This is a genomic window from Salipiger sp. ABN3_019 (assembly GCF_056158605.1).
Genome location: NZ_JBSWTP010000010.1, coordinates 581,087 through 593,167, shown reverse-complemented (window position 1 = coordinate 593,167; position 12,081 = coordinate 581,087). Strand labels below are relative to the sequence as shown.

Annotated in this window: 14 protein-coding genes; 10 read left to right on the top strand and 4 right to left on the bottom strand. The window is 66.4% G+C overall.

What is annotated here, in order from left to right; genetic code table 11:
* The first annotated feature begins 67 nt into the window (after positions 1-67).
* Positions 68-1,249, top strand: a complete 1,182-nt coding sequence (locus ACXAD2_RS24785) for a GAK system CofD-like protein (RefSeq protein ID WP_475176496.1) — start codon at positions 68-70, stop codon at positions 1,247-1,249.
* Between the two features lie 49 nt (positions 1,250-1,298).
* Here ACXAD2_RS24785 and ACXAD2_RS24780 read toward each other — a convergent pair whose 3' ends face one another.
* The gene (locus tag ACXAD2_RS24780; protein ID WP_475176495.1) at positions 1,299-2,834 is read right to left on the bottom strand and encodes a DUF2252 domain-containing protein; all 1,536 of its coding nucleotides are present in this window, start codon (positions 2,832-2,834) and stop codon (positions 1,299-1,301) included.
* 279 nt (positions 2,835-3,113) lie between these two features.
* Here ACXAD2_RS24780 and ACXAD2_RS24775 point away from each other — a divergent pair, with 279 nt between their 5' ends.
* The 7 genes from ACXAD2_RS24775 to ACXAD2_RS24745 all read left to right on the top strand — a co-directional run bounded on the left by ACXAD2_RS24775 (position 3,114) and on the right by ACXAD2_RS24745 (position 8,143).
* Entirely contained in the window at positions 3,114-3,317 is a 204-nt protein-coding gene (locus tag ACXAD2_RS24775; RefSeq protein WP_475176493.1) for a hypothetical protein, read from the top strand.
* Positions 3,314-3,664, top strand: coding sequence for a GlsB/YeaQ/YmgE family stress response membrane protein (locus ACXAD2_RS24770; RefSeq protein ID WP_237220227.1), 351 nt, complete (start codon positions 3,314-3,316; stop codon positions 3,662-3,664). Before ACXAD2_RS24775 ends, ACXAD2_RS24770 begins: the two co-directional genes overlap by 4 nt.
* A 59-nt stretch (positions 3,665-3,723) precedes the next feature.
* Positions 3,724-4,035, top strand: a complete 312-nt coding sequence (locus ACXAD2_RS24765) for a hypothetical protein (protein ID WP_475176491.1) — start codon at positions 3,724-3,726, stop codon at positions 4,033-4,035.
* Between the two features lie 18 nt (positions 4,036-4,053).
* The gene (locus ACXAD2_RS24760) at positions 4,054-4,332 is read left to right on the top strand and encodes a hypothetical protein (protein ID WP_475176489.1); all 279 of its coding nucleotides are present in this window, start codon (positions 4,054-4,056) and stop codon (positions 4,330-4,332) included.
* 73 nt (positions 4,333-4,405) lie between these two features.
* Positions 4,406-5,425, top strand: a complete 1,020-nt coding sequence (locus ACXAD2_RS24755; RefSeq protein WP_475176487.1) for a L,D-transpeptidase — start codon at positions 4,406-4,408, stop codon at positions 5,423-5,425.
* Positions 5,422-6,045 (top strand): SH3 domain-containing protein, encoded by a 624-nt coding sequence (locus ACXAD2_RS24750; RefSeq protein ID WP_475176485.1) that lies wholly within the window; start codon positions 5,422-5,424, stop codon positions 6,043-6,045. The genes ACXAD2_RS24755 and ACXAD2_RS24750 overlap by 4 nt, the downstream gene beginning before the upstream one ends.
* A 127-nt stretch (positions 6,046-6,172) precedes the next feature.
* Positions 6,173-8,143 carry a HEAT repeat domain-containing protein gene (locus ACXAD2_RS24745; protein WP_475176483.1) on the top strand — a complete coding sequence of 657 codons (1,971 nt, stop codon included), beginning with the start codon at positions 6,173-6,175 and terminating at the stop codon, positions 8,141-8,143.
* On the opposite strand, the gene ACXAD2_RS24740 is transcribed toward ACXAD2_RS24745, so the two are convergent.
* From ACXAD2_RS24740 to kduI, 3 genes are all read right to left on the bottom strand, one after another.
* Positions 8,132-8,785, bottom strand: a complete 654-nt coding sequence (locus tag ACXAD2_RS24740) for an SDR family oxidoreductase (protein ID WP_475176480.1) — start codon at positions 8,783-8,785, stop codon at positions 8,132-8,134. The two genes, ACXAD2_RS24745 and ACXAD2_RS24740, sit on opposite strands and share 12 nt — an antisense overlap.
* Positions 8,786-8,951: 166 nt before the next feature.
* Positions 8,952-9,695 carry a 2-dehydro-3-deoxy-D-gluconate 5-dehydrogenase KduD gene (gene kduD, locus ACXAD2_RS24735; RefSeq protein ID WP_475176479.1) on the bottom strand — a complete coding sequence of 248 codons (744 nt, stop codon included), beginning with the start codon at positions 9,693-9,695 and terminating at the stop codon, positions 8,952-8,954.
* The gene (kduI, locus tag ACXAD2_RS24730) at positions 9,695-10,519 is read right to left on the bottom strand and encodes a 5-dehydro-4-deoxy-D-glucuronate isomerase (RefSeq protein ID WP_475176478.1); all 825 of its coding nucleotides are present in this window, start codon (positions 10,517-10,519) and stop codon (positions 9,695-9,697) included. The genes kduD and kduI overlap by 1 nt, the downstream gene beginning before the upstream one ends.
* 336 nt (positions 10,520-10,855) lie before the next feature.
* Here kduI and ACXAD2_RS24725 point away from each other — a divergent pair, with 336 nt between their 5' ends.
* Together ACXAD2_RS24725 and ACXAD2_RS24720 are read left to right on the top strand one after the other, a co-directional pair.
* The gene (locus tag ACXAD2_RS24725; protein WP_475176475.1) at positions 10,856-11,596 is read left to right on the top strand and encodes a FadR/GntR family transcriptional regulator; all 741 of its coding nucleotides are present in this window, start codon (positions 10,856-10,858) and stop codon (positions 11,594-11,596) included.
* Between the two features lie 23 nt (positions 11,597-11,619).
* A complete protein-coding gene (locus ACXAD2_RS24720) occupies positions 11,620-11,928 on the top strand; it encodes a cupin domain-containing protein (protein ID WP_066110457.1) in 309 nt (102 codons plus the stop codon).
* Positions 11,929-12,081 lie beyond the last annotated feature (153 nt).

Here is a 12,081-nt window from a genome sequence, read left to right as displayed (position 1 = left end):
GACCGGCAGACAACGCCACGGGCAGCGAGGGCACCCCCATGAACGGCACGAGCAGCACGAGCCTCCGATGACGAGGGTCAGCATACAGCGCAGCGCCAAGCTGCCGGACGATTTGCGCGTCGCCCGCTCACTCAGCGCGCCGCACCTCGGGCCGCGACTGCTGTTCTTCAGCGGGGGCAGCGCGCTCAACCAGATCTCGCGCGCGCTGAAAAGCTACACCTACAACTCGGCGCATCTCATCACCCCGTTCGACAGCGGCGGCAGCAGTCAGGTGCTACGCGAGGCCTTTGACATGCCCGCCGTCGGCGACCTGCGCAGCCGCCTGATGGCGCTGGCCGACGAGAGCGATCTGGGCCAGCCCGACATTTTCCGCCTGTTCAGCCACCGCCTGCCCAAGAACGGCGACGCCGAGGCGTTGCGGCAGGAGGTGGCGGCGCTGGTCGCGGGCAAGCATCCTCTGTTGAAGGCCATCTCCACGCCGATGGGGCTGCTGATCCAAGATTTCCTGAACGCATTCCACGCCGCCGCGCCGGAAGATTTCGACTATCGCAACGCCAGCATCGGCAACCTCATCCTTGCGGGCGGCTACCTCGGCCATGGGCGGCTGCTCGAGCCGGTGCTGTTTCTGATGTCGAAGATGGTGGATGTGCGCGGCACGGTGCGCGGGGTCGTCGATTGCAACCTGCACCTTGGCGTCGAACTGGTGGACGGGCGCAAGATATTTGGCCAGCGCGAGATCAGCGGCAAGGAAGCCCCGCCCATCGACACGCCGATCGCGCGCCTTTTCCTGAGCGAGCATTGCAGCGAAGTGCCCGCCGGTTCGGTGCCGCTGCCCAAACGCAACCGCAAGCTCATCCGCCGCGCCGATCTCATCTGCTATCCGCCCGGCAGCCTGTTTTCTTCGGTGATCGCCAACCTGCTGCCCGCAGGCGTGGGCCGGACCATTGCGGCCAGCGAGGTGCCCAAGGTCTATGTCCCCAGTCTTGGACATGACCCGGAAGCGTTCGGGCTGAGCCTCGCCGACCGCGTGGCCGCGATCCTGGCGCCGCTGCGCGCAGATGCCGGGATGGACACGCCCGCGACGCGGCTGATGACCCATGTGCTGTGTGACAGCGCCGAAGACCCGAGCGCCTGCGCCGAGGTCAGCCAAAGGCACGGCATTCCGTGCCACCGCCTGCCCCTGCGCGGCGACGAGCCCGATCGCTACGACCGCAGCAAGGTCTGCGCGGCGCTGGTCTCGATGGTCTGAGGGCGCAGTTTCTGCAGGGGGGCAGCCGCCCCCCACAACCGCTCTCAGATCAGCGGTAGCGCTTCTCGGTCACCTCGAAGGCACCAAGCTCCAGGTCGCGGCGGAACATCTCATGGTCCCGGCGCAGACGCTCGACCGCCTCTTCGGCAAAGCAAAGCATGTCGTCGATGAACAGGTCCCCCGGCTCCATCGCCTGCAGGATCGCCGGTTCGATGTCATAGTCGAGCTGTCCCAGATCATCCGAGCGCGCATGCGCCTGCGCCAGCACGTAGCCGCAGGCATGGGCGTAGCGCTTCCATTCCTTCTTCGAGAAATCATCGAGATCGGCGTCATTGCGGAACGGCGCGCGCTCGCGCGACATAAAGCTTTCGCCCTCGATCTCGACGTTACCGTAGAAGACATCGCCCTGCGCCAGATGCACCGATTGGCCGTGGGCGATACGGTCACCCTGATCCCCAGCGTTGAAGTCATGCGCCGGAACCAGCCCCTCTAGCGCCGAGCGGCGGGCCTTCTTGAATTCGATGATGATGTCGTCGGTGGCATTCTCCGACGGCCCCTCAAGCAGCACGTAGAACCGCGGCAGACCCAGCGACGCCGTGCCCTGCCCGTGACGCATCGCCACGTCCTTCACCTTCAGCGGACCATGCCGACCGCCCGGCTCGATGCCATTTTGCTTGGCCAGCTTGTCGACCAGCTTCTGGAACTCGTCGCGGCGGCTCGACACCGGGGTCAGTTCGTCATTGGCGCGAAATCCGAGCCCGGTCTCTTCGAGGTAACGGCCCTTAAGCCAATCCTCGCGCGAGCGGCGCACCTTCTTGAACAGCGGGCGGATGATGTCAGGGCAATTGTCCTCGCGCATCTCGCTCTGCTGCTCGGTGTTGTGCTCGGCAAAGAACTCCATGCCCTCGCGGTAGCCCTCGAGGAATTTCTTGGCGATCTTGCGCTGCTTCTTGCGCCCCAGATCGCCTTCCTCTTCCGCCGCGATCAGGAAGCCCACAGCGCCACGTTTGAGGTCCCACACGAACGGCGCGTAGATCACATCGTCGAAGTCGTTCACACCGAAGATCGGCACATTGTCGGCATTCGGCATGACCCCGAAATTGTCGGGATGCACGTCGCCAAGGCACAGCACGGTCGGCATCCGCGCATCATCCCCCGCCATGTCGCGATGAAAGAGGAGCGAGGTGCCCCGGAAGAACGAGAAGAAGCTGTCCGCCAGCACGTTGAACTTCTCCTCGGCGCCCGCCGCCTTCTGGTCGATGCGCACGGCATGATCCTCGATGATCGTGCTGCGCACGTGCAGACGCCGCGCCTGACCGGAAAGGTCGCGCGGACGGAAAACCACCGCCTCATCGTCCACACGCCGCGCCAGCGCCGCATAGTCCTGCGTGCGGCGCTGCATCGTGGTGACCGGCGCATTGGCGCCCGCGTCTGCCATCTTGGTGTTGCTGGCCTCGCCGCTCGGCTGCGATTTGCGGCTCTTGGTGTTGCGTGTGGTGTTGCGGGCCTGAGACTTGGTGGTCTGGGTCTTCTTGGCCCGCGTGGTCTTGGACTGGGGGCGTTTGCCTTTCTGCGCGGTGCTCATCTCGGTCCTTTCGAATATCTGGCCATATCTGGGTTGCCTTCCCAACCGGCGCGGCAGCGCAGAGGTTCCCCCCAAAGCGGGCTGCGACAGGACAGAGCCGAGGCAGCGACTCCACACAGGCGCTAGAGATATATTTCGAATGTATGATAAACTTCCGCGAGTTTCGGCTACGCTGCTCCCGTTATCCGAGCTGAATTGTTTTTCGAATCAAGTGTTTTAACCGCGCGCCAACGCGGCCCTTCGCGGCACACGCAGGCAGGCTCGCCCGCGCATCCACGGATGGCTCTGGACAGTTGGCGTGCCGATCCGCCGCAGGTGACCGATATGGGGATCCATCGCATGACGCCGCGTTTCAACGGCCTTTGGGCAGCCGAAACCCTGCGCCGCGAAGCCCTGACCACAGCCAGCGGCCTTTCCCTCGCGCATCCGCGCGCCCTGTCCTCGGCGCCTTCGCGCACCACCATGGAGGAGACCACCTCATGAGACATTTCCCAAGTATCGCCGCCGCCCTGCTCTTGGCCTCACCCGCGCTGGCGCAGGAAACCACCGGTGAGGCCATGGCCGAAGGCGGCAATGCGCTGGTCGGGCTGATCATCACGCTGATCATCGGTGCGGTGATCGGCTGGATCGCCAGCATCATCATGAAGGGCGGCAGCTCCGGGCTGGGAATGAACATCATTCTTGGCATTGGCGGCGCCTTGCTGGCCGGGTTCATCTTCCCGCTGCTGGGCATTTCCTTCGGCGCTGGTTTGATCCCGACGATCATCGCCGGTGTCATCGGTGCGATCATCCTGATCCTCATCGTCCGCCTGCTGCGCGGCGCGACCTGAGACCACGCAGGGGCCAGTTACCCTCAGACGACCGTTTTTCAGACGATAGGGAGAGACCCATGACCATTTTCGCGACGCCCGCCCGTGCCATGTTCGGCCTCGCTGCGCTTGCCGCACTCGCCGCCTGCGGTGGATCGGAGCCCGCCGAGCCGAACACCCGCCCGGCCACCGATGCCGAGGCGGCCTGCCTGCGCGACGTGGCCGAGATGGCCGGGACCACCGATGTCACCCTGATGGGCAACTCCCTGACCGCCGACGGAATCCTCGTGCAGATCGGCGTCGGCCCGGACCGGGCGAAATGGTCGTGCCTCGCGCTCTCCGACGGCAGCACGAGCGAGATCATGTCGACCACCGACGAAGGCGCGATGTAGGGCGACAGGACGCCTGCCATGCGCGCTGTGCTGACCGGGCTGATCTGGGGAATGCTGCTGGCCTACGCAGCGGCGCTCGCCCTGTTTCTGCTCGGTCAGTTCGGGCTGATGGGTGTCGAGAGAAACCCGCTGTCCGGCGTCTTTCTGATCCCGCTCGGCCTGCCTTGGAACCGCATGATCGACCTCTTCCCGCAGCCCAGTTGGCCTTGGCTCGCGGCGCTGGCGCCGCTGCTCAACATCGCCCTGCTGATCGCCCTGCGCGCACTTCTGCCCCGCCCCTCCCAAGCCCGGAAATAGCTGTTTGCCCCGCATGCCCTCTCGCCCCCTCCGCCCCGTGCCACAGCCCGGGATCCGCACCGACACACCCACTTTGCTGACCCGGCGCGGGCTGCTCTGCCTTGCCGCGCTCTCGGTCAGCCCCGCCGCCCGCGCCCACCAACTGCCGCTGGAGATCGCGCGCATGATGCCCGGCGAGTTCACATGGCATCCCGAACGCGCGCCGCAGGGGGCGGTCGCCGTGATCATTTCGCTGCCCGAGCAGAGGGTGCATGTCTATCGCAACGGCGTGCGCATCGCGGTCTCGACCTGCACCACCGGGATGGAGGGCCATGAGACGCCCACCGGCGTGTTCACCATCTTGCAAAAAGACGTCGACCACCATTCGTCGATCTACAACAACGCCCCCATGCCCAATATGCAGCGCCTCACTTGGGACGGGATCGCGCTGCACGCGGGCAACCTGCCGGGCTATCCCGCGTCGCACGGCTGCGTGCGTCTGCCCTACGCGTTTTCCAAGCTGCTCTTCGGCATCACCCATCTCGGCACGCCGGTGATCGTCTCGGGCCACAGCAGCGACCCGTGGGAGCTTATTCATCCGGGGTTTGTGCTGGCGCGGCTCAGTCAGGCCGAGCTTGATGGCGCGGTGCGCGAGCTTGATGTGCGGCAGCGGCCCTCCGACTGGCCCGACGAATGGGACGAGGCCGAGCCCTATCCGATCACCACCGCGCTTGTCACCTCGCCCGACCGGCGCATCACCCTGCTGCGCGACGGGCGTGAGGTGCTGACCGAAAGCTTCCTGCTCGACGACGACCGCCCCCTCGGCGAGCACGTACTGGTGCTGAGCGCCGCCGAGGCGGGCAAATTGCGCTGGCTCGGCGTCACCCATCAGCCCGACCCAGAGCGCCCGCTGCAGCCCGAGACCAGCATCCTCGACCGGCTGATCCTCAACTCCGCCACCCGCGAGCGGCTGCTGACCTACGCCCATCCGGGCCTGACGCTGGTGATCTCGGATATCGCCGCCAGCCCTGACCGCCGCTCCGAGCGCGGCTTCGTGATCATGCAAAGCGGCCTGCTCCGCTCACCCCAGCCGCAGGAGGCGCCGCGGCCATGACCCCCGCCCTCCTATCGCGCGCGCTGGTGGTCCTGCTGCTGCTCACCGAGATGGCGCCGGCGCAATCGACGCCGCAGAGCGCCCTCGTCTATGTCACCAGCCAAAGCAGCCTGCGGATGCGCGGCGGCCCCTCGACCGAGGCTTCGGTGATCGCCGAGTTGGACCCCGGCGCGCTCTTGCGCAACCTCGGTTGCATCACAGCGCCCGAGCCTTGGTGCCAGATCCAGAGCCTCGACGGCGCGCGCGCGGGCTGGGTCGCGGCGGACTATCTCGCTCCCTTCGCCGGGGCTGACCCCGCGGCCCTCAGCAGCCCTGCGGTGCCCGCGACGGAGCTGCGCGACCTCGATCTGCGTCCCGGACTGATTTATGGCACCTTGGCCGCGGGCGGCATCCTCGACCTCGTCACCACCGCGCCCGCCGATGAGGCCGTCACCCTGACGCTCGACGCGCCCGGCAATATCGCCCTCGCCGCCTTCGTCCGCCCGGCGACCCTGCTCGCGCGCGGCGACGCGGGAACGCCCGTCACGCTGGTGATGCCCGAAGGCGGCGATCTGCTGATCCGCCTTGCTGACCGCAGCGGCGCGGGCGGTGACTGGCAGCTTCTCTTCACCTTCGACTGATCCTGTTAAGATCGCCCAGCACGCACGCAAGGGTTGACGGCCCCACCACGCTCCGAAAGGATCACATCAAACGCTTTGCGCCGCCCAAGTCGTTTTCCGTCATATATTTTTCACTTCGGGATCGCCCATGATGTCCCTCCTTCGCGCCGTCCTTCTCCGCTCGCTGGCCCCGTGCCTGCTCACGCTTCTGGCCGGTGCCGCCGCAGCGCAGGACTATCTCGGGTCCGAACGCTGCATCACCTGCCACGAGGCGGCAGGCGCGGCATGGGAAGGCTCGCATCACGCGCTGGCGTGGACAGCGCCGACGCCGGACAACATCACCGCCAATTTCGACGGCACCGAGTTTACCCTCGGCGACATGCAGGCGCGCTTCAGCCTCACGGCCGATGGTGCCCCCCATGTCAGCGTCACCGAGCGCGATGGGGTGACCACCGAGTATGACGTGCATTCGGTGATCGGCGTGGAGCCGCTGCAGCAATATATCCTCGAGACAGAGCCCGGCCGCCTGCAAAGTTTCGATGTCGTCTGGGACACCGAGAAAGGCGGCTGGTTCCATCTCTACCCCGAGCAGAACTACGCGCCCAATGATGGGCTGCACTGGACCGGCCCCTACAAGACGTGGAACAGCCGCTGCGCCGCCTGCCACGCCACCGGCTTCGAGGCGGGCTATGATCCGCAGAGCCGCAGCTTCGCCTCGACGCAGGTCGAGATCGGCGTCGGCTGCGAGGCCTGCCACGGCCCGGGCTCGGCGCATGTCACCTGGGCCGAGAGCTATGAGACGACGCGAGAGGCCCCGCCCCCGGCCTATGGCTTCACCGTCGACATGTCGCAGCCCGCGCAGATGATCGAGCAATGCGCCACATGCCACTCCCGCCGCGAGCCCTTCACCGAGGGCAACCCGCTGCCCGGCACGCCCTATCACGACAGCTACAACCTCTCGCTGCTGCGCGAGGGCGCCTATGAGGCGGACGGCCAGATCCTCGACGAGGTCTATGTCTACGGCTCGTTCCTGCAATCGAAGATGTACGCCGAAGGGGTCAGCTGCTCGAATTGCCACCTGCCGCATGAGGCCGAGTTGATCGCCGAGGGCAACGCCGTCTGCACCCAGTGCCACAGCCCGGCGGGCAACCCCGAGTTCCCCTCGCTGCCCCTCAAGGTCTTTGACGGGCCCGAGCACACGCATCATCCCGAGGGCTCGGCAGGCGCGGAGTGCAAGACCTGCCACATGACCGAGCGCGTCTATATGGGCAACGACTGGCGGACAGATCATTCCTTCCGCATCCCGCGCCCGGACCTCAGCGCCGAGACCGGCGCGCCCGACGCCTGCACCACCTGCCACGAGGATCAAAGCCCCGATTGGGCAGCGGCCAAGCTCAAAGAGTGGTTCCCCGACAGCACTCATCGCGGCCCGCACTACGGCCAGATCCTCGCCCATGGCCGCCGCGATCCCGCCCGCGCCGCGCCCGAGTTGCGCAGCCTGTCGCAGGACAGCGATATGGCTGGCATCGTGCGAGCGACCGCGCTCTATCTGCTGGAGCAGGCGGGCGATCCCTCCGAGGCGGCGGCGCTGGAGTTGCTGCTGCAGGACCCTGACCCGCTGGTGCGCAGCGCCGCGGTGCGGCTGCAGCGCGTGGCCCCCGCCATGGAACGCGCGCCGCGCATCATGCAATCGCTCTCGGACCCGTCGCGGTCGGTCCGCATGGCCGCCGCACAATCGATGCTGGATGCGCAAATCGCCCATATGCCGGGGCGTTACGAGCGGGCGCTGCGCAGCGCCTTTGCCGAATGGCAGGCCTCGATGGCCAGCCGCCTCGATTTCCCGGAAACCCACCTGCAGATGGGCGGCATGGCGCTGGTGATGCGCAATATGCCCGCCGCCGCCAACGCCTTTGCCGAGGCGACGCGCCTCGACCCGCAGCTCAGCGATGCCTGGATCATGCAGATACGCATCGCCTTCGCCACGGGCGACGAAGCACAGGGACGTGCCCTGCTTGGCGAGGCGCTGGAGCAGGTTCCGGACAATATGACCCTGCAGATGATGAACGCCGAGCTGACCGGCCAGCAGATGGACCTGCTGCCGCCGCCCTCAGCGGACTAGCGCCGCCACCGCCTCCGCCACGGGCGTCTCGCCATCGGTCAGTTCGAAGATTTCGCGCCGGATCTGCGGCGTGTCGATCAGCCGTGCCAGCACCGCCGCCACAGCCCCGCGCTTGACCGAGCCATAGGGGATCGCGGGCGACAGCCGCACGCCGCCGCCCTCCTCTTCGTGCAGCAGCGTGCCCGGACGCAGGATCACCCAGTCGAGATCGCTGGCCACAAGCGCGGCATCCGCCTCCTTCTTGGTCTTCATGTAAAATTCGAAGTTCGGGTTCGGATCCTTGCCGCGCCCCGCCTCGGGCATGGCGGAGACGAGGTAGACCCGGGCGATGCCGCTCGCCTTCGCCGCGGCGATCATCTTCAACGGCCCCTGCCCGTCGATCTCGGCGGTTCGCTCGAGCCCGCTGCCCGCAGCCCCGGCGGAGAATACGATGACATGATGCCCCTTGGCCGCCGCCGTCATCTCTGCCGCGCCCATCGCCATCAGATCGCCCTGCAGCGGCGTGGCGCCTGCGGCGCGAAGCTCCGTGGCCTGCTCGGGCTTGCGGTGCAGCGCGGTGACCTCATGCCCTGCCGCGATAAGCCGCGGAAGAAGCCGATGGCCGACGCCGCCGGTGGCGCCAATAAGAAGAATGCGGGACATAAGAAGGACCTTTCCGTTTCGTCCCACAAAACTGGTCCCCAAACCGCATTTCGCAAGAGCGAAAAGGCGACCCGGCCCGGATCGCACCCAGACCGCCCCCGCTTCTTCTCTTTAAAAATACGCCCGCCGGAGGCGGTCCCGCCCGTGCCGCAGGCGCAGCATAGGTTCAGCGCGCCAGCCAGCCGCCATCCACGTTCAGCACCGCGCCGGTCACGTAGCGCGCCGCGCGCGAGCACAGATAGGCCGCGGTGCCGCCGATGTCCTCGGGATCGCCCCAGCGCCCGGCGGGGATGCGTGCGAGGATCGCCTCGGACCGCTCTGGATCGGCGCGCAGCGCGGCGGTGTTGTTCGTCGCGATATAACCCGGCGCAATGGCGTTGACGGTGATCCCATGCGGCGCCCATTCGTTGGCGAGGATCTTGGTGATCCCGGCCACACCGTGTTTCGACGCGGTATAGGCGGGCACCCGGATGCCACCCTGAAACGACAGCAGCGAGGCGATGTTGACCACCGCGCCCTCTTGCCCCTTGGCGATAAGCTCGCGCCCGAAAGCCTGACAGGTGAAAAACAGCGCCTTCATATTGGTGTCGACCACCGCGTCCCAGTCGTCTTCGGAATAATCGGTGCTGTCGGCGCGGCGGATGATCCCGGCGTTGTTGACCAGCAGCGAATAGCCCGCATCCGCGAACACATCCCGCGCCGCCATCGGGTCGGCGAAGTCGAGCAGCAGTGCCTCCGCCGTGCCGCCCGCCGCCTCGATGAGCGTGACGGTCTCGTCGCAGGCCCGCCGTCCGACGCAGGCCACCGACGCGCCCTGCCCGGCCAGCGCCACCGCGATGGCCTGACCGATGCCGGTGTTGGCGCCGGTCACCAGCGCGCGCTTGCCCTCCAGCGAAAACAGCCCGGCCATCAGCGCAGGTCCTTGGGCTGGATGAAGTCCATATCGGTGTAATCGACGTTGTCGCCCGCCATGGCCCAGATGAAGGTATATTTGCCGATGCCCGCACCCGAGTGGATCGACCAGCTTGGGCTCACCACGCCTTCTTCATTGGCGATGAACAGGTGTCGCGTCTCGTCGGGCTCGCCCATGAGGTGCAGCACGCGGCTTTCCTCGTCCATGCCCCAATAGAGATAGGCCTCCATGCGGCGGTCGTGGATGTGGCTGGGAATGGTGTTCCAGACCGAGCCCTCCTCCAGCGAGGTATAGCCAAGGATCAACTGGCAGCTTTCCATCACCTGCGGATGGATGAACTGCTTGATGGTGCGCTTGTTCGAAGTTTCCGGCGCGCCCATGGTCACCTCGACGCAATCGGCGAGGGTGATCAGCTTGGACGGATAGGTCTTATGCGCCGGGCAGGAGGTGATGTAGAACCGCCCCGCCCCCGAAAAGCTGACCGCGCCCGTGCCCATGCCGAGATACAGCACATCGCCGCGGCCCATCTCGTAGGTCTGCCCGCCCGCCTCGACGGTGCCCGCCTCGCCAATGTTGACGATGCCCATCTCGCGGCGATCGAGGAAGTTCGGCGTCTTGGTTTCCTCTACCACGTCCAGCGTCAGCGTGCCGCTGCCGGGCACCGCACCGCCCATGACGAAACGGTCGTAGTGGGTGTAGACGAGACGGATCTCGCCCTCCCGGAACATGCCCTGCGCAAGGAAATGCTCGCGCAGTTCCTCGGTCCACATGTCGCGGGCTTGGGTCGGGTGGACGGCGTGGCGGGTTTCGACGGTCAGCATTGGCTTTCTCCCAAAAGGACTCCCGGCGCGGCAGGCTGCATGGCCCGCTGGCGCCCCTCGCGCGCAAGGAAGCACGTCTGCGCCTCGCCTTCAAGATGTTATCATACAAGACAGCGGATACATCTGATCTCCGCTCATCCGTCGCACGTTTGCGGGCGAAGCCCACACGCCAGGATGCGCCAAATTGGCGCAGATACAGCACATATTGCGGCGTGCGCGGCAGCAGACACCAAAACGGACGCAGCGCCCTCGCCGTCTTTGACGCCCCGCCGTGGACAGGCCCGCAGAAACCTGTCATATATGTAGAACCTCAAAGACAACCGGAAAGACAGCGACGTGACCGAGCAGAAAGTCAAAACGGCCCGCCCCTCGCGCGGCAGCGGCAAGACGCTCGTGGAACAGGTGCGCGACCAGCTACGCGCGCAGATCGAGTCCGGACAATATGCCCCCGGCAGCCGCCTGCCGAGCGAGGCGAAACTGACCGAGGAATTCGACGTCAGCCGCACCGTTGTGCGCGAGGCCGTCGCCTCGCTGCGTTACGACGGGCTGGTCGAGCCGCGTCAGGGCGCCGGGGTCTTCGTGCTCGACGCGCGGCCCGAGATGGAATTGCCGTTTCAGAACATCGACTTCGTGCGCATCTCTTCGATGATCGAGATGCTCGAGCTGCGCACCGCGGTCGAGGTCGAAGCCGCCGGGCTTGCCGCCCTGCGCCGCTCGCCCGCTCAAGAAGAGCAGATCCTGCAGGCGCTCTCGGCCTTGCGCGCCAAGGCCACCGCCGCAGAGCCGACCTCGCTGGCAGATTTCGAGCTTCACCTCGCCATCGCCGACGCGACCAATAATCCGCGGTTTCGCGATTTCCTGTCGATGATCGGGGCCAGCGTGATCCCGCGCCATGCGCTCAGCGACAGCAGCGACGCCGCAACCGCCACCTATCTCAAGGCGATCGACGCCGAGCATGAGGCCATCGTGAGCGCCATTCTCGACGGCAACGAGGATGCGGCGCGGCTTGCCATGCGGCTTCACCTCAAGGGCGCGCAGTCGCGCTATCGCAACCTGCTGCGCAAGACCGGGCAGTGAGTCCCGAACCCAAGGACCTCAACATGAGCACATTTCCCGTCGTTTTCCCCGATACCGGCGTCGCCCGGCAAGTGCTGGCCGACAGCCCCGAACTGATGGTCGTCTCCTTCCGCTTCGAGAAAGGCGCGCAGGGCGCGCTGCATCACCATCCGCACGTGCAATCCACCTATTGCGAGAGCGGGCGCTTCACCTTCTTTCTCGGCGACGAGAGCTTTGAGGTGAAGCCGGGCGACAGTTTCGTCATCCCATCGGGCGCCAAGCACGGCTGCGAGTGCCATGAGGCCGGGCGGCTGATCGACTGCTTCACCCCGCGCCGGGACGATTTTCTCTGAAGTCAAATTGATCTCAGCGCCAGCCCGCCCGGAACCAAGGCGAAGCCGCCGGGCGAGCGCCGGCCCGTTCCGGCGGGCTGGCGCTTTGTCACTGGCGCACGATGTTCGGAGGTCGTCCGTACTTGGCCACGATAAAGAGCAGACCACATACGC

What these genes read in the sequence shown, in the direction of transcription:
- ACXAD2_RS24785 (WP_475176496.1), top strand. Translation starts at nt 68, where the DNA reads ATGACGAGGGTCAGCATACAGCGCAGCGCCAAGCTGCCGGACGATTTG.
- ACXAD2_RS24780 (WP_475176495.1), bottom strand. Translation starts at nt 2,834, where the DNA reads ATGAGCACCGCGCAGAAAGGCAAACGCCCCCAGTCCAAGACCACGCGG.
- ACXAD2_RS24775 (WP_475176493.1), top strand. Translation starts at nt 3,114, where the DNA reads ATGGCTCTGGACAGTTGGCGTGCCGATCCGCCGCAGGTGACCGATATG.
- ACXAD2_RS24770 (WP_237220227.1), top strand. Translation starts at nt 3,314, where the DNA reads ATGAGACATTTCCCAAGTATCGCCGCCGCCCTGCTCTTGGCCTCACCC.
- ACXAD2_RS24765 (WP_475176491.1), top strand. Translation starts at nt 3,724, where the DNA reads ATGACCATTTTCGCGACGCCCGCCCGTGCCATGTTCGGCCTCGCTGCG.
- ACXAD2_RS24760 (WP_475176489.1), top strand. Translation starts at nt 4,054, where the DNA reads ATGCGCGCTGTGCTGACCGGGCTGATCTGGGGAATGCTGCTGGCCTAC.
- ACXAD2_RS24750 (WP_475176485.1), top strand. Translation starts at nt 5,422, where the DNA reads ATGACCCCCGCCCTCCTATCGCGCGCGCTGGTGGTCCTGCTGCTGCTC.
- ACXAD2_RS24745 (WP_475176483.1), top strand. Translation starts at nt 6,173, where the DNA reads ATGATGTCCCTCCTTCGCGCCGTCCTTCTCCGCTCGCTGGCCCCGTGC.
- ACXAD2_RS24740 (WP_475176480.1), bottom strand. Translation starts at nt 8,785, where the DNA reads ATGTCCCGCATTCTTCTTATTGGCGCCACCGGCGGCGTCGGCCATCGG.
- kduD (WP_475176479.1), bottom strand. Translation starts at nt 9,695, where the DNA reads ATGGCCGGGCTGTTTTCGCTGGAGGGCAAGCGCGCGCTGGTGACCGGC.
- kduI (WP_475176478.1), bottom strand. Translation starts at nt 10,519, where the DNA reads ATGCTGACCGTCGAAACCCGCCACGCCGTCCACCCGACCCAAGCCCGC.
- ACXAD2_RS24720 (WP_066110457.1), top strand. Translation starts at nt 11,620, where the DNA reads ATGAGCACATTTCCCGTCGTTTTCCCCGATACCGGCGTCGCCCGGCAA.